This is a genomic window from Wolbachia endosymbiont of Drosophila simulans wHa, assembly GCF_000376605.1.
Lineage (GTDB): Bacteria > Pseudomonadota > Alphaproteobacteria > Rickettsiales > Anaplasmataceae > Wolbachia > Wolbachia pipientis.
In genome coordinates this window covers 750,022-770,543 of the sequence record NC_021089.1, presented here as the reverse complement: position 1 = coordinate 770,543, position 20,522 = coordinate 750,022, and the positions used below count along the sequence as shown (strand labels likewise).

The window sequence follows — 20,522 nt, the reverse complement described above, 5'->3', positions numbered from 1 at the left end:
AGCTGTTTTGTTAGTATTAACTAAATTCTAAACTAACTGTGCTATAATGAAAAAGATAAAACTCGGAATACTAATTTCAGGTAGGGGGTCGAATATGCAGGCCTTAATAGAAGCATGTCAAGATCAGAATTTTTCCGCAGAAGTTGCATGTGTTATCACAAATAATAGCGAAGCTGCTGGTCTGAAAATAGCAGAGCAAGCAGGAATCTCAGCGTTTATTGTTAAAGATAAACCGCTTGATGCTGGTAAAATTCACGAAATACTTGTTCAACATAAGGTTGATTTAATTTGCCTTGCAGGGTTTATGAGAATTCTCAAAGCTGATTTTCTGAGTAAATGGCATAACAAGGTTATAAATATTCATCCCTCTTTACTTCCGTCTTTTAAAGGTCTAAACGCTCAAGAGCAAGCTCTAAAAGCAGGTGTAAAAATTACAGGTTGCACTGTACATTATGTCACTCCTGAAGTTGATGCTGGAGCCATAATTGCTCAAGTTGTTGTACCAGTGTTACCAGCTGATGATATTCAAAGCCTCTCAGAACGCATTCTAGCTAAGGAGCATAAGTGTTATGTAGAAGCAGTAAGGTCAATAGCAGAAGATATATGACTGTAATAATTATTGACCTTGAGCGTTTTTTCCAACTTCAACAAAAAATAAATTTTCAGGTTCCAGTAAAGAACTTGCCAGTTCGTTTACTTCCTCTAATTTAACATCATTAATGATATTCGCATAATTATTTATACGGTTAACATCACGATCATTTATCTGCATATTATCTAGCAGCGTTGCTGTATTTGTGTTATTGGACAGGAAAAGGACAAGATTATTTACCAAGCCAATTTTTGCATCCTTGAACAATTGTTCGTCAATTCCTTGCTTTTTTATTCTGCTAAATGTATCTTTTACTGCTGATATAGCTTTGCCAGCAGTAGAACTATCAGTACTTATAAATCCAGATATAATATTTCCATGTTTATTGGAAATAATACTTGCATAAACACCATAAGTAATACCCAAGTTTTGCCTCAGTTCTGTCATTAATATTGAATTCAGCCTCATGCCACCAAGTGCATCAATTAAGACACCAGCGTTATAATAATTAGGATCTTCATAAGCTATACCTTTTTGAGCAAAAAGTATCACACTCTGTGGTATATCCATAAAAATATTCTTACTTTCTGCAGAACCAAAATTATTTTTTACAGGTATTTTTCTAACTTTTGATCTTTTTGACGGCAATTTAGATAAATATTTATCTAATAATGTAATAATTTCTTCTTTTTTTGCACAACCAGCAACACTGATAACTATGTTATCTTTAGCAAAATTACGCTTTATGTATGTTAAAACATCATCTCTAGTAATGTTCATTATAGTGTCAAGAGTACCGTACACACTTTTTGAGTAAGGATGTTTTTTAAACAATAACGTATCTAATTCTTTTCCAGCAACAAAATAAGGACTTTTTTCAAGATTATTAAAATTAACTTTGGCTTTCTCGAAAACTCTATTCAACCCTTCAGGGTCAACTTTAGGACGCATTATAGTATCGCTCAGTAATGAAATTGCTTCCTCTAGATTGTCAGACAAAGTATTTAATGAAACCCTAAATGCTTCTAAATCAGCAATAAAATTTAAACTAATCCCTTTATCTTCAAGCTTTTTCGCAAAATCTTTGGCATCATTTTTTCCTGCCCCTTCTTGAATTATAAGAGAAGTAAACCAGGTAAGTCCCTGTTTTTCTGCATTCTCATACACATAACCTGCATCTTTAAATGATATATTCAGTGAAACTTTTGGTAAAGCACAGTTTTCGACAAATAAAAACTTAAATCCTTTACGGGTAGTGACCTCCTCTATATTTAAGCTACCACTTGCTTGTAAATTAAAGCTTAGGCAGAAAAAAAACAGAAGTACAAATTTACTTATTCTCATTGTTATCTCCTTTTGGTAATAAACGACCAATTAACTTATTGGAAGAAAAGATAGTACGAATTTTGTTATTTACATCCTCTAAATTAACATCATCTATTTTGCTATATGAAATATCTATTTCATCAAGTGGAATACCAAGTGCAAGGTGTGGCACATAGAACATCGCTATATGAGTTAAGTCAGATAGATTATCAAACTGTGCTGCTTTGTATCTATATTTCGAGCTTTGCAACTCCTCATCCGTTATTCCTTTAGACATGAAGTTATTAATAGCATTATCTAACTCTCTTTCAACAATATCTAAATTAACTCCGCTTTTTGGAATGACCTGAATATCAATGTAGCCATCACTAAAAGCTAGGCTATTATAATAAGCAAACACTGATACTGCCACATCTTCATCTAAAACCAGATCATTATACAGTTTGCTGGATTTGCCGCCACCTAAAATTTCAACCGCTAAATGAGCAGCGGAAGCTTCATTTATATGCTCAAATAAGGGTACACGATAACGAAAATATAAAACTGGTTCTTTTACTTCAGTGCTCTCTAAGGTCACCGATAGACCTGCATTATGCACTGGATCCTGATTTGGGTAATTTCTCATTACAGGCTTAGCTTTAATTTCGCCATATTTTTCTTCTGCTAATTTCACTACTTCATCAAGTTCCACATCACCCACAATCAGTAATATTGCATTGCCGGAGTGATAATAGTTATCATGAAACCTCGTTATGTCATCCAAATTGTAAGTTTTGATATCGCTCTCCCAGCCGATAACAGACCTACCATAGCCAGTACGGTAAAATGCACTATTCATTTCTTCCCATAACAAGTTGTTAGGATGATTATCAAATCTCATTTTTCTTTCTTCCAACACAATGTTTTTTTCTCTATCTATTTTGTCTTGAGTAACATTAAAGCTGCCCATTCTATCTGCTTCAACTTCCATTGCAAGTGGTAAATCTTTTTTGGGGATCAACTCAAAATAACAGGTATATTCTTTAGTGGTAAACGCGTTAAATTGAGCCCCAATGCTACTCATAGTGGCTTCTATATCTGTGAACTTTCCTGTAGTTTCAAACATTAAATGTTCAAAGTAGTGAGCCAATCCTGCTTTGCCGATTGGATCATCCATTCCCCCAACTTTGTATATTACTGCATGTAAAACGGCTGGAATCCGATGATTAGGAACAATATAAACATCCAAACCGTTATCGAGTTTAGCATGTTTTATGTTGTGCTCTATGTTTAAAGCATTCGAAGAAATTGGGTAAGTAAAAAAAATGCAGGTAGTATAAGAAAACTAAAAAGCTTATGAAGCATTATCCTAACCTAATATAAACATAATTACTTTATTCCCCATTTTGTTTGGAAATAAACATATCGTATGTATACCACTTATATAGCGATGTCAACATTATGTGAATATAATTATTTTATTCCTCATTTTGTTTAGAAATAAGCATATCGTATATATACCACTTATATAACAATGTAAACATTCCACAAACTATAGATAAATCTGCTAAATTAAAGGCTGGCCAATACCAATCATCAATATGAAAATATATGAAATCATATACAGCTCCCCAATAGATCCTATCAACTACGTTTCCGATTGCTCCACCAATCATCAGAGAAAAACCAAGGTAAGTTGACTGATCGTCAGACTTGTATATCAAATATGCAAGTATACCAATTATTAGTATTGAAAATGCTGAAAAAAAGAAACCGCCATGTGGTAAAGCGCTACACATTCCAAAACTAATACCTGAATTCCAAACTTCAACTAGTTTTATAAAACTAGCGATCTCAATTGATTCTCCTTCATCAATCAATGAGTTTATGTACAATTTGCTCGTTTGGTCAATCAATACTATAATTAATATAACAACTAAGCATAACTTTTTCATAAATTTGCCTTTAACCTATAAACTTTAAGTATATCATAATTTATCTGTTTTGTTAACTCCTCAATACTATGGAATTTTTTTTCTGACCTTATGAATTTTAAAAGTTGTATATTGACTTTATGACTATATACGTCTTCATCAAAATCGAATATGTGCATTTCTATTATAGGCTTTTTCAGATCCTTAAAAGTAGGTCTCATACCAATATTGACTACTCCATATAACCAATTTGGATTACTATCAGGAAAAGTCACTCTAGCGTAATATGTGCCAAACTTAGGTTTTATCATGCAATCTTCTATAGGAATATTTATGGTTGGAAATCCTATTTCTCTACCTCTACATGCACCTTTTGTCACAACACCAGAAACTTGATAAGGCCTGCCGAGCAATTTATTAGCAATTTCTATTTCGCCCCTTTGTACATACTCCCTTATTGAAGAAGAAGAGCAAATTTTGCCGTCAATTGTTAATGGCTCTAATTTAGTCAAAGAGTATCCATATATTTCAGAATATTTCTCTAGAGTTAATATATTACCCAATCGTTTATGACCAAAAGTGCAATTTTCTCCGACAATTATGTGTTTAGCGCCATATTTATCTATTAAAATCTCACTGATAAAGTCATCGCAGCTAACCTCAGAAAAACCTCTATTAAAATTAATAATATATAAGTAATCTATACCATAGCTGCTGATTAGTTCCTTTTTTTGTTCTTGGTCTATTAACCTAAAATTGTTTCTACCAAATAAAACAGTTGATGGGTGAGGCTCAAAAGTTAAAACTGCAGAGGGTAATCCTCTTTCTTGTGCTACCTTCTTTAGAGTAGAAATTGCAAACTCGTGTCCTAAATGAATGCCATCGAAATTTCCGAAGGTTAGTGCTATATTATTTTCTATTCCTTGCTCACAATTATAAATAATTTTCATACAATTTGATATGTTTCTTATATATAATAACTATATTTTAGTAAGCTACGGAGATAAATTGTGAAAAATGTTGTGATATATGTAAAGAAGGGCTGTCCATACTGCATAAGGGCAAAGGATTTACTAGATAAAAAAGGTGTGAAGTATGAAGAAATTGATGTGCTCAAAAACTCAGATCTATTTAACGACATAAAATCAAAGTATAACGTTAGAACAGTTCCACAGATTTTTATCAACGATAAGCACATTGGGGGGTGTGACAAATTGATGGATCTTGAAAAAGAAGGAAAGTTGGATGATATGCTAAATAATAATGACAATCACACTGATGTCACAACCTACACAAACAGCAATGATGAATGTGGAGAGTGTGTTATACCACATGATGATTTTATGTAACTTTTTATCTTGTTTTGTCGTGTAATACGTAAATGAAAACTAGTATGCTCACTTTAAACAATTCTTAATGAATTAAAAATACAATTCATTCAGTGAGTTTTTTTAGTGGGAAAAAATGACAAAAAATATTTCAATTATTAGCAGAAACTTAATTAGTATCGAATTAGTTAACAAACAAGATTTAGAGAATTTCATCAAGATTTTCACAGTGCTTGATAAACATATAGCAGCTAAAACACTTTTTACAGAAGAAGTGAGAATAGAGTATAAACAACACAACGGCATAGAAGTTGTTGAATTGCTAAAAGATACAGACTTTACATATCATGAGGTTGAAAATGTATTGAACCACCTGAGTAAACATGGAATGAAGGTGCCCAGCAGTGTTATAGCACACACCCTTTTTGCTGCATACAATCATGCACTTGAATTTAAGGATGTAGCATTTTCCTTTTCTGAAGGCTCTCCACAATTTAACATCAGAGTGAGTAAGAACACCTTCATAATAACTCCTATGAGTGAGGAGAATTTGGAATTGAATTCACAAAGTAGCAAGAAATTAATAGAGTCGTTACAGAGCGAAAAAAATATTTATGATTGTATAGTAGAAGAAAATACCATTAAAGTTATAGTGCATTCTGAAATACATCAAGCTATAAATTTGATTATAAAATCACTGATAAAGTCTCGCCTTTTAGCAAAAGAGGAAGAAGGAAAATTCAAAGAGAAATTGAGACAACTTGCTTTTAAGGATCAAGCTTTTGTTGAGTATTCCAGTATCAAAACCATCAGTAGGTATCCACATAATCATCCTCTGAGAAAGCATGAAAGTGTTACTAAGGATATAGAAAATATTTTATGTGATTTCATAGCAAATGAGAATAGCGAGTTCGCTATAGAGCGGTTAAATAGGCTGAGCTCAGCAGTTTCTCCGGATACTCCAAGAATCATCACTAAAACTATAGATAAACTTGTTAAGTTTCACTAAGATATACGAGAGCCAATAGATTTCTTGTATTACCTTTTGTCATCCAAGTAGCCTTGGCTACTTGGTTCTTTTTTTGGGTTCCAGCTATGTACATAGCTGTATGAACATTGTAGCCGTTATTCAAGTAGCCCGCAGAAGCGAAAAACTTACTTGACAAACTCCGCCAACTCCCTTATCATGAAACTGAAGCTATTTATTTATCTTCTCTGTACAGACTAAATGACAAAAAAACTCACGTATCTGGCGTCTCATGTTTAATTTTTTGCACTATGTGCACCTTATGTCTTTATAAAACTTCTAGGTTTTTACCTAATATAAGCTAAAATGCGCTTATAAAGCATTTAAAACATAAAAAAACGCCAACTTAAAAAATGGATAGTGAATAACTAGCTACCCTAGGGTTTCTTTTGCCTTTTTTTCTGTTTAGTAAATTTCTTAATGTTTATAATTTAGATTAGTTGCGGCTTAAAAGCACTGAATCGCGGTTATTAAACGTTTAGAATAAAAAAACGCCATACTTGAAAGTATAATGTAAGTAATTAGCCAACCATGGGGCTTCTTTTGCCTTTTTTTTCGTTTGGTAAATTTCTTAATGTTTATGGCTAAACGACAACCGTCATCCCGCTACGTGTTAGCGGCCGAGATACCGCGAATGAATCGCGGTATGACGGTTCGCGGTGGCATGACGATAACCTCGTCATCCCGCTACTTGTTAGCGGGATCTAGAGATACCGCGAATGAATCGCGGTATGACGGTTCGTGGCGGTATGACGTAGAATTTTATACTCACCAACTCAGTATTCCAACCTGGATTGTATCTTATCGGTAAAAAAGAAGAGCTATTTTAGGAAGTTTTTATAGGACTAAAACCAAAGAAAACTTGCATATAAGTTTATCAAGATGTAAAATTAAAGTTATTTTAAAAGAATAGGTTAATTATGAATCTTGTAACAAAATCTGCTATCGATTTTACTGCTTCATCTGTTCTCTCTGACGGAGAAATTGTTGATGATTTCTGTCTGAGTAAGCGCATAAAAAATAAGTATGCTGTCCTTTTTTTCTATCCACTTGATTTTACTTTTGTTTGCCCAACTGAATTGATATCGCTCAATAATAGAATAAATGAGTTTGCAAAGCGTGGTGTTGAAGTGATAGGAATAAGTGTAGATTCAAAATTTTCACATTATAAATGGCGAAACACTCCAGTTAATGATGGTGGTATTGGAGAGATTAGCTACACTTTAGTGTCTGATATCAAAAAGTCTATATCAAGAGACTATGGGGTCTTATATGATGACTCAATTGCGCTGAGAGCAACTTTCGTTATTGATGATAAATTTATTGTACGTCATCAATCGATAAATGATTTGCCTTTAGGGCGTAATATCGATGAATTCGTTAGAATCGTTGATGCAATTAAACATAATGAAGAGCATGGTGAGGTGTGTCCAGCAGGGTGGAAAAAAGGTAAGCCAGCAATGCAGGCAAGCGATGAAGGAGTAGCTGATTATCTAAACTCATACAGTGAAGAATTATAAATTTAGTACAAAAGTTCTTATTATTGGATCTGGGGCAGCGGGTTATGCTGCTGCTATATATGCAGCACGTGCAAACTTAGAGCCAATTGTAGTAACGGGAATGCAGCCTGGTGGTCAGCTTACAATTACTACAGATGTTGAAAACTATCCTGGTTTTGTTTCAATACAGGGTCCAGAACTAATGGAGCAAATGAGGTTGCATGCAGAAAAGGTTGGAGCAAAAATAATAGATGATGAGATAAAAAGCGTTGAACAACTTGAGGATTCTAATGAGTATAGGTTTAGATCTTCTGGTAATATCAATGACTACTATTCAGATGCAATTATCATTGCATCTGGTGCGCAAGCGAAGTGGCTTGGTTTAGAAAGTGAAAAGAAATTTCAGGGTTATGGGGTTTCAGCTTGTGCGACTTGCGATGGTGCATTTTTTAGGAATAAAGTTGTAGCTGTGATTGGTGGTGGAAACACTGCTGTTGAAGAAGCAATATTTTTAACTCGATTTGCCAAAGAAGTGATATTAATACACAGGCGTGATAAATTAAGAGCGGAAAAAGTAATGCAAGATAGGCTCTTTAAAAATGATAAAATAAAAGTAATGTGGAACCATACCGTAGAGCAGATTCTTGGAGAAGAAAATCCAAAAAGGGTTGCTGGTATTGCGATTAAATCAGCAGAAACCCAAGAATTAAAAGTGGATGGAGTGTTCATTGCAATCGGGCATGCACCAAATACGGGTATTTTTAAAGGCTTTGTTGAAATGGATGAGCAGGGTTACATCATTACAAAACCTGGAACAACTTTAACTAGTAGGGCAGGAGTGTTTGCTGCAGGTGATGTTCAAGATAAGGTATATCGTCAAGCAGTAGTTGCAGCAGGAACAGGATGCATGGCTGCGCTTGATGCAGAAAAGTTTTTGGAGTCGTAGTTAATTCTAGGATTTTAGATAAATTGCTTGCAATTTTCCTTTTCTTTTACATAATTATATTAGTAAATCATTAATAAAGAGGGTTTAGTATGCCTTATAGAAACGGTGTAGCATGTTATGGAGCTTATGGAGGTGGTGATAACACGGCATCGCAAGCTCGAAATCCGACAACTTCAAGACAGCTAAGTGAATCAACAAAACAGCTATTTAAGGCTATTGATGATGGAAACCTAGAAGATTTTAAAGAAGCTCTGGCAGAGGGTGCGGATGTTAATGCGTTTGATAAAGAAGGCATGACACCTTTGATGTCCATAGTTACTAATTTGTCTGCAGGCTCTGAAACAGAAAAAGAATATCAGAATATGATTAGGTTGCTCCTACTGCACCGGAGCATAGATGTTAATATTTCTGAACAAAATAATAACAATACAGTTTTGCATCTAGCAATGTGCTTTCAACAAAAGAAAACTTTACAACTCTTACTAAGTCATCCAAACATAAACACTTATCTAACCAATAAAAACCATCAAAATCCTGAGGAATGTGCTAGACAAAATCGTACTGGGCATTTGATAATAGAAATACAAAAAGCACAGAAAGGAAAAGAATTATTAGCTGCTCTTTCTAGCGGAAATATTTGCCAAGCGAAAAGACTATTGAATCAAGAGCTTCATCCTAATTGCTGGAGAAGAACCCAAGATGGAAGAATAAAAACACCACTTAGCTTAATTATTCGATTATGTTTACGAACGATAACAGAAGATGAAAAAGAAGTATTGACAAAACTTTTAAAACATAAAGACCTAGATTTTAGTTACGAGCAGTATGCACAATTAAAGCAAACAATTGAACAAGCTATTCAGAGCCGATTAACTGATACTATTAATAGAAAAGATTTAGATGATGTGAAAAAATTAGTAGAAGATAATTGTTTTATAAATCGTGCAGTTGTTACTGCTGCATTGGGGGGTGTTGATAATCCAGTTAACTCTATTAAAGATTATTTAAATGAAAAATTTCCTGCAAATACGAATAATATACCAGAAGATTTTGAGAAGTTTTTACAAGGGCTTGAAAGAACAAAAGCTCAACTTGTAGAAAAAGAGCAAGAGCTAACGAATAAAACTAGCAAAATTTCACTATTAGAAAGAGATTTAGGGCAAGTAAGACAGGAAAAATCGGCTCAAAAAACAAAAATCAATGATCTAAATAGTGAAGTAACTCGACTTAATAGAATTGTGTATGGAAGAGCAAGCGACACTGTCGAAATTTTACAATTAAAAAGAGATTTGAAACAAGTAAGGGAAGAAAGAGATAGGCTTTCATCAGAAAATAGACTGCTCCGTAGTAATAAAAACGAAAAATCCTCGCAAGCAATTTCTTCTGGTAGAAAACTAAGCAACTACGCTTCTGCATGTTTTATATTGCTTGGAGTATATACTGTTGTTGCATGTTTAGTAATAGAAGATTATCCAGGGATAATAAGTGCTTTCTTTACAGCAGTTGCACTGGCTTTTTTTTATTAGGATGTTGTAATTTATATAAAGCAAACACAATACTTAGTGATGTTGAAAGCACTCAGCTTGGTGGTTTAGAACGAAGTTAAAGTTTTGATTTCTTCTCCAGGCCCTGCTGAAAATTTTTGTACATGTTAAAAACATCTTGATAATTGAGGTGAGTGTAAATTTGAGTAGTTTCCAGGCTTGAGTGACCAAGCAGTTGTTGTATTGATCTTATGTCAATATCTTCCTGAAGCAAATGAGTAGCAAAACTATGGCGAAATGCATGTGGAGATAAAATTTCTGGTAAATTTAACATTCTCCTTATTTTCTGCAAACGATTGGCCACATAAGTTCTTCCCAATTTTTTTCCTCTTACTCCCAAAAAAAGATGTTGTGCTTCATCAAGGTAAGGGCAAGCTTTTATATACTCTTGTATACATTTTTTTACTACGGGGAGAATGAATACCTGCCTTTGTTTATCTCCTTTACCTGTAATTATTAAGTTTTCGCTACTGATATCACTAACCCTAAGGTTCAACGCTTCACTGATTCTTAAGCCTGTACCATATAGCAGGACGATAATCGCAATTTCTCTTTTTACCACCCAAGGTTCACCCAGGTCGGATAGTTTCATTTCTTTCAATAAAGTTTTTATATTAGGTATTGATAATGCTTTGGGCAGAGTTCTTCTCTGAATTGGCCTTGATAAGGAAAATACAGCTTCATTGTCTATATTGTGGTTATTTTTTATGTACTTGAAGAAATTTCTGATTACTGAGAGTGCTCGAGTGTTGGATCTTGCGTTTACACCTCTTGCGTAACGAGAGGTAAGCCAACTTCTTAACTCAGGTATGCTTAAATTTTTCAGAGTACCAACATTTACTTCTCCGCCAATGTGAGTATTTAGGAAACTTATAAGATCCTTCAAGTCCCTCATGTATGACTCTAAAGTATTTGGTGAATAAGATCTGTTGCACCTCAGCCACTCATACCATTTTTCAATGATTGAACCGAGGTCCACAATTATTTTTTAAAGAAAGCATCGATGCACGCATCTCGAAAGGCTTCATTTATATCAGGATGAGAGTGACAAATTCTGTATATATCCTCTGCTGCTGCGCCATATGCCATTGCAACCGCTGCTTCGTTTATTAGCGTGTCAGCGTATGCTCCTATGATATGCACACCTAGTATTGTATCTGCTCTGCTACAAGTCAGCACTTTCACGAATCCTTCAGCATCATCAGTGATTTTTGCTCTGCCGTTTGCAGCAAATTGACATTTACCAACTTTGTACTTACGGCCAACACTTTTCAACTCCTCTTCAGTTTTACCGATTGAAGAAACCGCAGGGTGAGTGTAAATGACAGATGGTATGATTTCATAATCAACGTGAGGTACTTGCCCAGCGATTATCTCTGCAACTGCCACTCCTTCTTCTTCTGCCTTATGAGCAAGCATTGCTCCACCGATCACATCACCAATAGCAAATATTCCTTTTACATTAGTTTCATATCTGTTGTTAACTTGAACGAAACCGCGATTATCTTTTTCTATTTTTTCATCAATACCAAGATTCTCAGTGCATGGTTTGCGTCCTGCTGCAACCAGCACCTTATCTGCCTCTATAACGTTTGTTTGGTTATCTTTTACAGAGCAAACTTTCACACTCAAAGAGTTGCTACTTTGTTTTATCTCCTCGACTTTAGTGCTAAGTAAAAATTTTATTCCTTGTTTTTGTAGACTAGAAAGTAGAGACTTACTTAATTCTCCATCCATTGCTGCAGCGATTCTGTCAAAAAATTCTACTACAGTGACTTCAGACCCTAGCCTTCTCCATACAGAAGACATTTCAAGCCCTATTGCCCCGGCTCCGATTACGACAAGTTTTTTTGGTACTTCAGTTAAAGATAGTGCACCGGTGGAAGAAATAATGTCTTTCTCATCGATATTAATTCCTGGCAAAGAAATAACATCAGAACCGGTTGCAATTACTATATTTTTTGTCTTCAGCACCTTACCTTCAACTGAAACTTCAAGATTACCTTGGTCAAAAGAAGCAAGCCCATTGATTTTAGTGATTTTGTGAAGGTTAAACAGATATTCTATACCTTTTCCAAGTTCCTGAACTCTGGCGTCCTTATAGCCTAGCATTTCTTTTAAATCGAAACTTGCGTCCTTAATTTTTATGCCAAGCTTCGACAGATCATTTTTCGTGTGAGCATACTGATAGGAAGAATGGAGCAATGCTTTGGAGGGTATGCACCCAACTCTGAGGCATGTGCCACCAAAAATGCTATTTTTATCTATACAGGCAACTTTCAATCCAAGTTTTGCAGCAGCGATAGCACACTTATAGCCTCCTGGGCCACCACCTATAACAATTAAATCATAATCAGTCATAAAAAACAAACCTATTTTCTAAAGAATAAACACCTTTTCCCTCAGTTGTTACATATATCTTATTGCGAGTAAACACTGGAGTGTGAAACACATTACCAGGTACTTTGACTACCTTTCCTGCACTTTCAGATCCCGGAAAAGCAAACATTGAACCTTTATTGCTTGTCACCCACAGTGTATGGGCATGCATAATTGGAGCAAACAATTGCGTATTTTCTATTAAATCAGATGTCCAGACTGTTTCTCCATTTTTTATATCCAGGCCAATTATTTTATCGTCTTTAGTAACTATAAAAATTCTGCCGCCTTCTTTTTGTTTCTCTGCAGGAATAAGAGGACTATAATATGACTCAATGTCTGATACACTTTTTACTTGCAGTGACTTTGACCATAAAATATTTCCTGATTTCACGTCAATGCTATAAATATAAGAATTATTTGTAGCTATTAAAGTATCGCCAAGCACTCTCGGTGTAGTAGTTACATCTGTGAGCTGTGTATCCAAAAGGTTTGTAGCCAATTTTTGGCTCCACAATTTTTTACCGTCTTCATTAAAAGCTATTAACTCACCATTTGAAAATGGTGCTATTATTTTATCATTAGAAATTGCTGGCGATATGGAATACAAACCTCGAACCTCATTGATGCCGTTTTGATAAGTCCAAACGAAGCTGCCATCTTTTATATCAAACACGTACAGATAATTATCAATAGTCAATACTACCAATTTATTATTTATTACTGCTGCTTTTCCTCTTACTGGAGCTCTCAATTCTTTTTCCCACTCAATCTTGCCAGTTTTTGCGCCTATTGCGTGTAAAGTGTTATCCACTATAAAGAAAACATTTTTTTCATAATGTGATAGGCTCATGTTACCAATTTTTTTCCTATGTGAGAGGTGTAATTTCCAATTCATAGCCTTTGAGTTATCAATATCAAAGGAATATAAAGCGCCGTGCTTGTCTGATAAAATAACGCTATTTTCTATAAGCACTGGAGCTACATATCCTTGAGATAGTTTTTTATCCACTAGACTTATTCTCTCGCTTGCCATTGTGTAACTGCTACACAATAACATTATCATGACAATTATTACTTTCATTATTTATTGAAAACAAGATTCATTAATATACATCTTAAGAACCTTAATTACAACGGAAATGTTCTTGCTGCATGTTAAAAACGTTGATTTATGAACGAAATATTATATTATTATGTGAGATAATGTATATTCTTAGAGGTAGTACACCTCATCCACTATGCAGCAACGTGCATAGCTGTATGAACATTGAGATATAAAATAATTTATACCAAGAAGAAAGATGTCATCCAAATAGCCTCTTTTCCTGTCATCCCAGTGCTTGACACTGGGATAGCTTTGTTGCATAGCAACTGAAAAAATCTGGTGGCTACTGACAAAATTCATTATAAATAGCTATTTAACTGTTGAAGAAAAAATATGCCACAAAAAATGAGAGTTAGTAACTGCCATGAATATAACAAATTTCTAGAAAAAAGAGGAAATATTTTTCGTTACATCGATAAAGCTATCGAAAATTGGTATGAAAATAGTCCAAAAATGCAGGGCGGCAACTATATTTATAGTGATAAAGTTGTGATTTTAGTGCATATAATCGTTAATCTTTTTAGAATTGGCTTAAGACAAACAGTCGGGTTTATAAAAGGATATTTGCAACAAATAGGAAGAGATTTGGCAGTTATCAGCTATTCGCAAGCTTCAAAAAAAACTTAATATTAAGATCAATGATTGCAGAATTGATAAAAATAATATGGAAGATATCGAAATTGCCATAGATAGCACAAGCATCAGCATTTATAACAACACACAGCAAGGAAAATAGCGCTGATAGAAAATATCGTGGCTATGAACAGACAAGAAAATTGCATGTAATGTTGAATATAAACAGCAAAAAAGCCATAGCTGCAAAATACAGTAACGGTCTGATCACTATGGAGCTTGCGATTTACTTAAAGGAGTTAATTTTCAGCATGCCATAAAAGCACTATATGCAGACAGAGCATATGACAGACATAAACTCTATAAATTGTGTGATGAATGCGGCATAAAGACAAAAATTCCTCCAAAAAAACAATGCAGCAGAGCATCCAAAGTATGGCAGAGAGAAATGCTGCAATTAGACTAATAAAGTCATACAGCGAAGATGGAATGAAGAGGTGGAAAAGGCAAACAAACTACGGAAAAAGATCTTATGTAGAAAGTTTTTTCTCGCGACTGAAACAAACATTCGGGTTTAATTTTCGGAACAAATCTGAAATTAATCGTGGGAAGGAACTGCTACTCAAGTGTTATTTGCTTAATCAATTTACTGACATTGGTATGGCTAAATTTGAAATGGCTACATGAATTTATCGTAAATTACCACCGCATAGTTGTAACATTGTACCATATTACAATGTTCGTACAGTTGTGTGCGCGACCGGGGGTTTTATACTATTCTAGAAGTAACATACGGAAAAGGGGGGATTCGAACCCCCGACATATTTTCATATGTGCACGCTTTCCAAGCGTGTGCTTTAGACCACTCAGCCACCTTTCCATGCTTATTCATAATATTGAAAATTGTACTGCTAAACAATATAAAAACCTGGTATATAGGGTTCACCACGAAAATTCACAGTATTGTTAAACTTGCTTCTGCAAGTTGGAAATGTTTTATCGCAACCTGCGAGTATTGAATATTTATCTCCAGCAAAAATTTGGTATGGAGGCGAAGTAAACAACGTAACTACTTTATTTTTATATTCTTTTACTACACCTTCAAACGCTATTGAGCCAAAGAATTTTACTACTCCGTGCTTATAATATTCATCACTCTCAGTTAAATTCGTGTCTTCAAATCTTCTTTCGTCTATTACTTTAGTGATTGTACTTATTTTACTAAATTTTTTAGTATCGGCTTTACATTTATCATCGCAAAATTGTGCTCTGCATGCAGGAGAGTATAATTCTGCTATGCTTCTCTCAAGCTTTGCTGAAAGCCCTCTAATTTCAACAATAAATCTTCCACTACTTAATGTCACTTTACCAAAAATTCCTGAATGTAGATTCATTGTTCCCTGGGTCAAGTCTTTATAATTCACAAGAAATATCTCAATATTTGCAAAGTCGTACTTTCCTGATAAAACATCTTTTTCTTTGATATCAACACTATTTAATATTCCCTCAATTTCCAAATTATCAGTCTTTAAATCGCTGTTTAATATTATACTACTGGCTGCAAATCCACTTGAAGATTTATAGAGTATATTATCAATATTTAAGTCTTCATCATAGTCAGTGAATCCCATTACTTCTCCACCTGCAAGCGTTAATTTCCAGCACGTAGCAGTGGTAAGTAATTCTCCAGCTAAATGATTTTTTAGTGTGGTTTGCATAGGGGCCTCCTGCTTAATTGATTAAATTTGAAAGTAGCTATACGGCCAGTAGAATAAGGGCAGTGTGTTCTTTTCTCATCATCTAAGTAGCCATAAAGCGTCATTCCGGTGACCATAGGGTGTCATTCCAGTGCTTGACACTGGAATCCAGGAAATTTTGCTTGTAAGTAAGCAAACTGATTTGGTGAGCATAAAAAGTGGCTGATCTTATTCTGAATAAACGCTTTTGATGAAGTTGCATGGAAAGCTGGATCCCAGTGTCTGGGCACTGGGATGACATCCTTCTTGGTGGAGTGTCCTCAAATCACAATGTTCGTACAGTTGTGTGTCACGCACTGGGATGACAGGAGAGAGGACACCATATGTTTATTTGATCGACAAATAAACACTAACAGACAAGAATACACCACAATTAACTGTGGTGTGTACTGGCTGGTTAGAAAGAAAACTTCACACCAGTAAGAAGGAGAATTCCTTGGTTAGAAGGTACATCAGCATCAGACTCATCTTTCAGCTTACCTGTTTCGTTAGTCATAAAATAATGGAGAGCTGCGTAAGGAACAAATTTGTTCTTACTGCATGCAGGAGACAGATCATATTGAACGCCAAGTGCACCATCATGAAGCATATCTTTGTCATTCATTCTGCTGCCAAAATACGTCAAACTTGTGTAGATATTCTCATGTTGATACCCAGCTCCTACAGTCCAATACATGGTATCTATACTATCTTTACCAAATTGAGCTTTCAGCCCTTCCACTCTTTTGCCATCAGTAGCATCTTTACTATCAATTTCCGTATAGGTATCACCAATTAATTTTTTAATACCCTTCGGTTGACCAGATTTGCCCAAGTATGCAAAAGAGGCAGCAAACTTTACGCCTTGATCTTCATTAATCTTATAATCAGCGCTTACACCAAAATTAACACCCATCAGGTCATTATACTCCACAAATTCCTTATAAAGATGCTTATCTTTACTTGGTTGCTTTGGAAAGCCATATTCACCAACTGCAGAAGTTTTAACTTTTATGTTATGTTTATCAAAGTCATATTCATATGATGCACCAGCACTTACTATGTGCTCATAGTCTGGGCCGACATGCTTTATCGTTTCCTTATGTTCTATCTTACCGCCTTTATCTTCTGAAACTGTTTCTTTTACAGTAAACAAACCACTATCATAACGAGGTGAGTAGCTGATACCAAATCTTGCGCCCATATAATTTGGTGAGTAGTAAGCAACTCTAAATGGCAGTGTAGTCATAACGCCTTTGTTATATTTCCCTGCCATACGGAAAGAGAATTTTTCACTTTCACTCGAAAAACTTTCAGTGTAAAGACGTGGTGTTACATAAAATGGAAAGCTAGCAGCGCTTCCTTCTAAGTTCACTTTTCTGAACCAGTCACTATCTGCAGCTCCGTCAACAGTCGCAATTCTTGTTGCATCAAGCCTCATCAGAGCCTCAGGACCAAATTGGTAACCAAGCTTCACGTCACCATATTTTGAGTTAACAAACACATGCGCACTTCTGCCTTTTGCAGCATAAACACCCTGTGAAGCTCCCTTACCTTCAGTCACTGGGACATGAAACTGCACGTCAGCACCATAAAGAAGACCTAAATCTTCATTCTTATTTTCTGCTCTGAGGTGCAATATTGCATCAGCAATCATACCCATATCGTTGCTGTAATCACCAATATTTCCTATTCCTTCATAGAATATTGGATTTGCTCCTTTTGTTATATCTGGAGTGGCATTATAATACTCTGTAGATCTGTTTGGCATAACGTTATAACGTTTATAATCTGCGCCACTTGGTCCAGCTTTGCCATAACCTTGAGCATCAACAACACCACCAAAAGTTATTCTTAAATTACTTTGCCCTTGATTGGTATCGATAATATCAACTCCACCAACTGAAACAACAGGACTTGCCTTACCTTTTTCCTCTGTATTTTTGTTAACAACTTTTATATCCTTCTTTACATCTTTAGCTTCAACTTTAGCATTCTTAGTTTTAGAACGCTTAGTTTTTGAAACTTTACCTTTTTCTATATTAGAATTCTTAGCGTTTAGAGCTTTCGCTTTTGAATCCTCTATAAGCTTTGCTTTTTTCTCATTTGCTAGCCTGATCTCCTCTTTTTTCTTCTGCTCGGCTGCTAATCTTAGCTCCTCTTTTTTCTTAAGCTCTTCAGCTTTTTTTCTTGGATCAGCATTACATATTCTGTCCATCTTTTCTTTCAGTTTTTTATTTGATGTTTTCATAACTTCTGTTTTTCCAGAAGTTTTTGTGCTCTCTTGCTTTTTTATTTCCTTCATACTCTCATCAGGAAAGTCAGCTGCAAAACTGCTGAAAGAACATAAAGTTAATAAAGAAACTAGAGCAGTTCTAGTATACATAGACTTTTTCATGAAGTGCCCCCAAAAAATTTCGAAATCATATCTTAAATGTAAATAGTATAAAAATGTTGAAAATTCAACTTAAAGCAACCTTATAACGAAAATAAAAGTAAAATGCAATACCTTAAAAGCAACTTTCTTAATATGCTCAACGTGTATATTAACCAAAATTTAGTACAGAGGTTCGCTTGTTAGTGCATTATAACTCGACTATTTATTCTATGGAAGTAAAATTTTTCCACCACAAGTTATTTGCCATTCTTCTTTAAATTTCTTTAGGTATTCTTTTTTTTCGCACTCTAAAAGCAGCTCTTCCGCACTTTTGTTGTAGCTTTCAGTAGTAATCCTTCCCTGATGATGCATGAACCTTAAGTAAATCAAATAAGTGTTAATTACATCTGTTTCACAATAATCTCGAATCTCTTGTATCTTGCCGCTATCGTATAAGTCCATAACTTGTGACCCATCAACTCCAATCTTACCAGGAAGATTAAATGCTGCACAAACTTCGTTCATTTTTACTCTCGCAGAAGCTCCAAAATCAGAGAGGGATTCAAGCAAATCACAATGCCAATCACTGCTATATCTCTGATTGTAACTATTCCACTTATCGCCAGCTTTATGAAAATATTCCGCTTGAATGCCATGGACCATAGCACGATACTTCAGCACTGGTATATCAAAAGTGCGTCCGTTGAACGAAACTAATCTTGGCTTTTTCTCTGATATGTAGTTAAAAAATCCTTTCACTAGCTCCTTTTCACTGGAATTTAGTGTGCCTCCAGATCTTATTTCTTGCAGTGTGAACACCTCATAACCACTCTGGTAGCTTATATTGCAAAGTAAAAAACTAATAACTACAACAAGGTGAAAAGGCTGACGCAGAAAAGAGTTTTGCCCGTTTGTTATTTCAAGATGATATTTTGTTAATGCATCCCTCTTCTCTTCTACACTACTATCATCACTAATATTGAGTAAATTTTTGCAGGAATTTACATCTGGTATAGTTTCAATATCAAATACCAATAAAGAATTAAGCATTGCCTATATACTCCTCCGGACGGTCGATCCAAGGTCGCACTTTCACAAATAAAAAGAGGTGTACCTTGCACTCAAATAATTTTTCTAGTTCAGCACGCGCTTCGATATTAATTTTTTTAATATTACTGCCATCTTTTCCTAGCACTATTTTTTTATGACTATCTTTCAACACAAATATGATCTGTTTGATGACTAAACTCTTATCTTTTTTTTCCTCAAATTGTTCAATTATAACAGCTGTAGAGTATGGCAATTCTTCACGCAAGTTCAAGAATAATTTTTCTCTCGTAATTTCTGCTGATAAAAAATTTGTCGAGGAATCGGTTATTTGATCTTCTTCATAAAACCAGGGGCTCACCGATGCAACTTCAGACAAGTAATTCATCAAATCAGAAAGTCCATCATTCTTTAATGCTGATATCATAAAAACCTTTTCAAATTTATAAAGCAAATTCAGATGCTCATGCGCCATCTTTAATTCAGGCCTTTTTACCAAATCAGTTTTATTGATAACCAAAATGCATCTGCCTTTTGTGCGCTGCAGCCGCATAAATATAGTCTTAATTCTTTCTATATTTTTCAAATAATTGCTTACATCAACAAGCAACAAAGTGATGTCACTATCCTTAACTGCCGACCATGCAGATTTGACTAAAGCTTTTTCAAGTTTTGTTTCTGCTGAGAAAATTCCTGGGGAGTCAGTAAAGACAATTTGTGTGTTGTTGCATGTTGCAACACCCCTTATTTGCGTCCTTGTTGTTTGCACTTTAGGGGTGACAATTGCAATTTTCTTGCCTATGATGCTGTTAATTAATGTAGACTTCCCAGCATTTGGTAAGCCAGCTATGGTTACAAATAAGCATTTTTGTTCTTTCACAAAGAAAATTATAAAGAAAACTGAATGCCCGCGTCAAGCTACTTATATGACAAGAAGGATGACAGAACCCTTTTTGGTTAGCATGCAAAAAGGAAAAAAACTTATTCTACAAATTAAAAATACAATATACTCAAAAACTTTTCAGAAAATCCATAGGAGGGTTTGCTAATGAAGGTTCTTGAGTTGACGCCATTGCCTGAATGACTGCTTGATTTAAGGGTAACGTTTTAACCATAAGGTCACTAAC

16 protein-coding genes, 1 tRNA gene and 2 pseudogenes are annotated in these 20,522 nt (G+C 34.9%); 7 read left to right on the top strand and 12 right to left on the bottom strand.

Going from position 1 to position 20,522, the window contains the following annotated elements:
- The first annotated feature begins 46 nt into the window (after positions 1 to 46).
- Positions 47 to 607, top strand: a complete 561-nt coding sequence (gene purN, locus WHA_RS03470) for a phosphoribosylglycinamide formyltransferase (protein WP_015589189.1) — start codon at positions 47 to 49, stop codon at positions 605 to 607.
- A 9-nt stretch (positions 608 to 616) separates the two neighbouring features.
- Here purN and WHA_RS03465 read toward each other — a convergent pair whose 3' ends face one another.
- The 4 genes and pseudogenes from WHA_RS03465 to ribF all read right to left on the bottom strand — a co-directional run bounded on the left by WHA_RS03465 (position 617) and on the right by ribF (position 4,781).
- Positions 617 to 1,936, bottom strand: coding sequence for a M16 family metallopeptidase (locus WHA_RS03465; RefSeq protein WP_015589188.1), 1,320 nt, complete (start codon positions 1,934 to 1,936; stop codon positions 617 to 619).
- A pseudogene (locus tag WHA_RS03460) lies at positions 1,923 to 3,262 on the bottom strand (M16 family metallopeptidase). The gene WHA_RS03465 and the pseudogene WHA_RS03460 overlap by 14 nt, the downstream one beginning before the upstream one ends.
- A gap of 113 nt (positions 3,263 to 3,375) precedes the next feature.
- Positions 3,376 to 3,852, bottom strand: a complete 477-nt coding sequence (lspA, locus tag WHA_RS03455; RefSeq protein WP_006279329.1) for a signal peptidase II — start codon at positions 3,850 to 3,852, stop codon at positions 3,376 to 3,378.
- The gene (gene ribF / locus WHA_RS03450; protein ID WP_010082493.1) at positions 3,849 to 4,781 is read right to left on the bottom strand and encodes a riboflavin biosynthesis protein RibF; all 933 of its coding nucleotides are present in this window, start codon (positions 4,779 to 4,781) and stop codon (positions 3,849 to 3,851) included. Before ribF ends, lspA begins: the two co-directional genes overlap by 4 nt.
- A 60-nt stretch (positions 4,782 to 4,841) precedes the next feature.
- On the opposite strand from ribF, the gene grxC reads away from it, so the two are divergent.
- The 5 genes from grxC (at position 4,842) to WHA_RS03425 (ending at position 10,157) form a co-directional block, all read left to right on the top strand.
- Entirely contained in the window at positions 4,842 to 5,180 is a 339-nt protein-coding gene (gene grxC / locus WHA_RS03445) for a glutaredoxin 3 (RefSeq protein WP_007550037.1), read from the top strand.
- 115 nt (positions 5,181 to 5,295) lie between these two features.
- A complete protein-coding gene (locus WHA_RS03440) occupies positions 5,296 to 6,168 on the top strand; it encodes a hypothetical protein (protein ID WP_007550039.1) in 873 nt (290 codons plus the stop codon).
- 938 nt (positions 6,169 to 7,106) lie between these two features.
- Complete coding sequence (locus WHA_RS03435) at positions 7,107 to 7,706, top strand: peroxiredoxin (protein ID WP_012673206.1); 600 nt, start codon at positions 7,107 to 7,109, stop codon at positions 7,704 to 7,706.
- Positions 7,693 to 8,631, top strand: a complete 939-nt coding sequence (trxB, locus tag WHA_RS03430; RefSeq protein WP_015589186.1) for a thioredoxin-disulfide reductase — start codon at positions 7,693 to 7,695, stop codon at positions 8,629 to 8,631. The genes WHA_RS03435 and trxB overlap by 14 nt, the downstream gene beginning before the upstream one ends.
- A gap of 89 nt (positions 8,632 to 8,720) precedes the next feature.
- Positions 8,721 to 10,157 (top strand): ankyrin repeat domain-containing protein, encoded by a 1,437-nt coding sequence (locus WHA_RS03425; protein ID WP_015589185.1) that lies wholly within the window; start codon positions 8,721 to 8,723, stop codon positions 10,155 to 10,157.
- A gap of 76 nt (positions 10,158 to 10,233) precedes the next feature.
- Here the strand turns inward: WHA_RS03425 and WHA_RS03420 are convergent, their stop codons facing one another.
- From WHA_RS03420 to WHA_RS03410, 3 genes are read right to left on the bottom strand one after another with little or no spacing between them, the layout of a single operon-like run.
- Positions 10,234 to 11,154 carry a tyrosine recombinase XerC gene (locus WHA_RS03420; protein WP_015589184.1) on the bottom strand — a complete coding sequence of 307 codons (921 nt, stop codon included), beginning with the start codon at positions 11,152 to 11,154 and terminating at the stop codon, positions 10,234 to 10,236.
- 2 nt (positions 11,155 to 11,156) lie between these two features.
- On the bottom strand, positions 11,157 to 12,536 hold the full coding sequence (gene lpdA, locus WHA_RS03415; protein ID WP_015589183.1) for a dihydrolipoyl dehydrogenase: 1,380 nt from the start codon (positions 12,534 to 12,536) through the stop codon (positions 11,157 to 11,159).
- Positions 12,529 to 13,638, bottom strand: a complete 1,110-nt coding sequence (locus WHA_RS03410; RefSeq protein ID WP_015589182.1) for an outer membrane protein assembly factor BamB family protein — start codon at positions 13,636 to 13,638, stop codon at positions 12,529 to 12,531. The genes lpdA and WHA_RS03410 overlap by 8 nt, the downstream gene beginning before the upstream one ends.
- A gap of 357 nt (positions 13,639 to 13,995) precedes the next feature.
- Between WHA_RS03410 and WHA_RS07545 the strand changes: the two are divergent.
- A pseudogene (locus WHA_RS07545) lies at positions 13,996 to 14,922 on the top strand (IS5 family transposase).
- 106 nt (positions 14,923 to 15,028) lie between these two features.
- Here WHA_RS07545 and WHA_RS03395 read toward each other — a convergent pair.
- The 5 genes from WHA_RS03395 to era all read right to left on the bottom strand — a co-directional run bounded on the left by WHA_RS03395 (position 15,029) and on the right by era (position 20,275).
- A tRNA-Ser gene (locus tag WHA_RS03395) sits at positions 15,029 to 15,115 on the bottom strand.
- Positions 15,116 to 15,146: 31 nt separating this feature from the next.
- Positions 15,147 to 15,953 (bottom strand): DUF2163 domain-containing protein, encoded by an 807-nt coding sequence (locus WHA_RS03390; RefSeq protein ID WP_015589181.1) that lies wholly within the window; start codon positions 15,951 to 15,953, stop codon positions 15,147 to 15,149.
- 436 nt (positions 15,954 to 16,389) lie between these two features.
- Positions 16,390 to 18,369 carry a WD0745 family porin gene (locus tag WHA_RS03385; protein ID WP_012673252.1) on the bottom strand — a complete coding sequence of 660 codons (1,980 nt, stop codon included), beginning with the start codon at positions 18,367 to 18,369 and terminating at the stop codon, positions 16,390 to 16,392.
- 207 nt (positions 18,370 to 18,576) lie between these two features.
- The gene (locus WHA_RS03380; protein ID WP_015589180.1) at positions 18,577 to 19,398 is read right to left on the bottom strand and encodes a 3'-5' exonuclease; all 822 of its coding nucleotides are present in this window, start codon (positions 19,396 to 19,398) and stop codon (positions 18,577 to 18,579) included.
- Positions 19,391 to 20,275, bottom strand: coding sequence for a GTPase Era (era, locus tag WHA_RS03375; protein WP_015589179.1), 885 nt, complete (start codon positions 20,273 to 20,275; stop codon positions 19,391 to 19,393). The genes WHA_RS03380 and era overlap by 8 nt, the downstream gene beginning before the upstream one ends.
- Between the last annotated feature and the right edge of the window lie 247 nt (positions 20,276 to 20,522).

Bases quoted from the DNA above. Each gene is read 5' to 3' on its own strand.
- WHA_RS03425 (WP_015589185.1), top strand. From the start codon at position 8,721: ATGCCTTATAGAAACGGTGTAGCATGTTATGGAGCTTATGGAGGTGGT.
- WHA_RS03465 (WP_015589188.1), bottom strand. From the start codon at position 1,936: ATGAGAATAAGTAAATTTGTACTTCTGTTTTTTTTCTGCCTAAGCTTT.
- purN (WP_015589189.1), top strand. From the start codon at position 47: ATGAAAAAGATAAAACTCGGAATACTAATTTCAGGTAGGGGGTCGAAT.
- WHA_RS03435 (WP_012673206.1), top strand. From the start codon at position 7,107: ATGAATCTTGTAACAAAATCTGCTATCGATTTTACTGCTTCATCTGTT.
- WHA_RS03410 (WP_015589182.1), bottom strand. From the start codon at position 13,638: ATGAAAGTAATAATTGTCATGATAATGTTATTGTGTAGCAGTTACACA.
- lpdA (WP_015589183.1), bottom strand. From the start codon at position 12,536: ATGACTGATTATGATTTAATTGTTATAGGTGGTGGCCCAGGAGGCTAT.
- WHA_RS03440 (WP_007550039.1), top strand. From the start codon at position 5,296: ATGACAAAAAATATTTCAATTATTAGCAGAAACTTAATTAGTATCGAA.
- ribF (WP_010082493.1), bottom strand. From the start codon at position 4,781: ATGAAAATTATTTATAATTGTGAGCAAGGAATAGAAAATAATATAGCA.
- WHA_RS03390 (WP_015589181.1), bottom strand. From the start codon at position 15,953: ATGCAAACCACACTAAAAAATCATTTAGCTGGAGAATTACTTACCACT.
- WHA_RS03385 (WP_012673252.1), bottom strand. From the start codon at position 18,369: ATGAAAAAGTCTATGTATACTAGAACTGCTCTAGTTTCTTTATTAACT.
- lspA (WP_006279329.1), bottom strand. From the start codon at position 3,852: ATGAAAAAGTTATGCTTAGTTGTTATATTAATTATAGTATTGATTGAC.
- WHA_RS03380 (WP_015589180.1), bottom strand. From the start codon at position 19,398: ATGCTTAATTCTTTATTGGTATTTGATATTGAAACTATACCAGATGTA.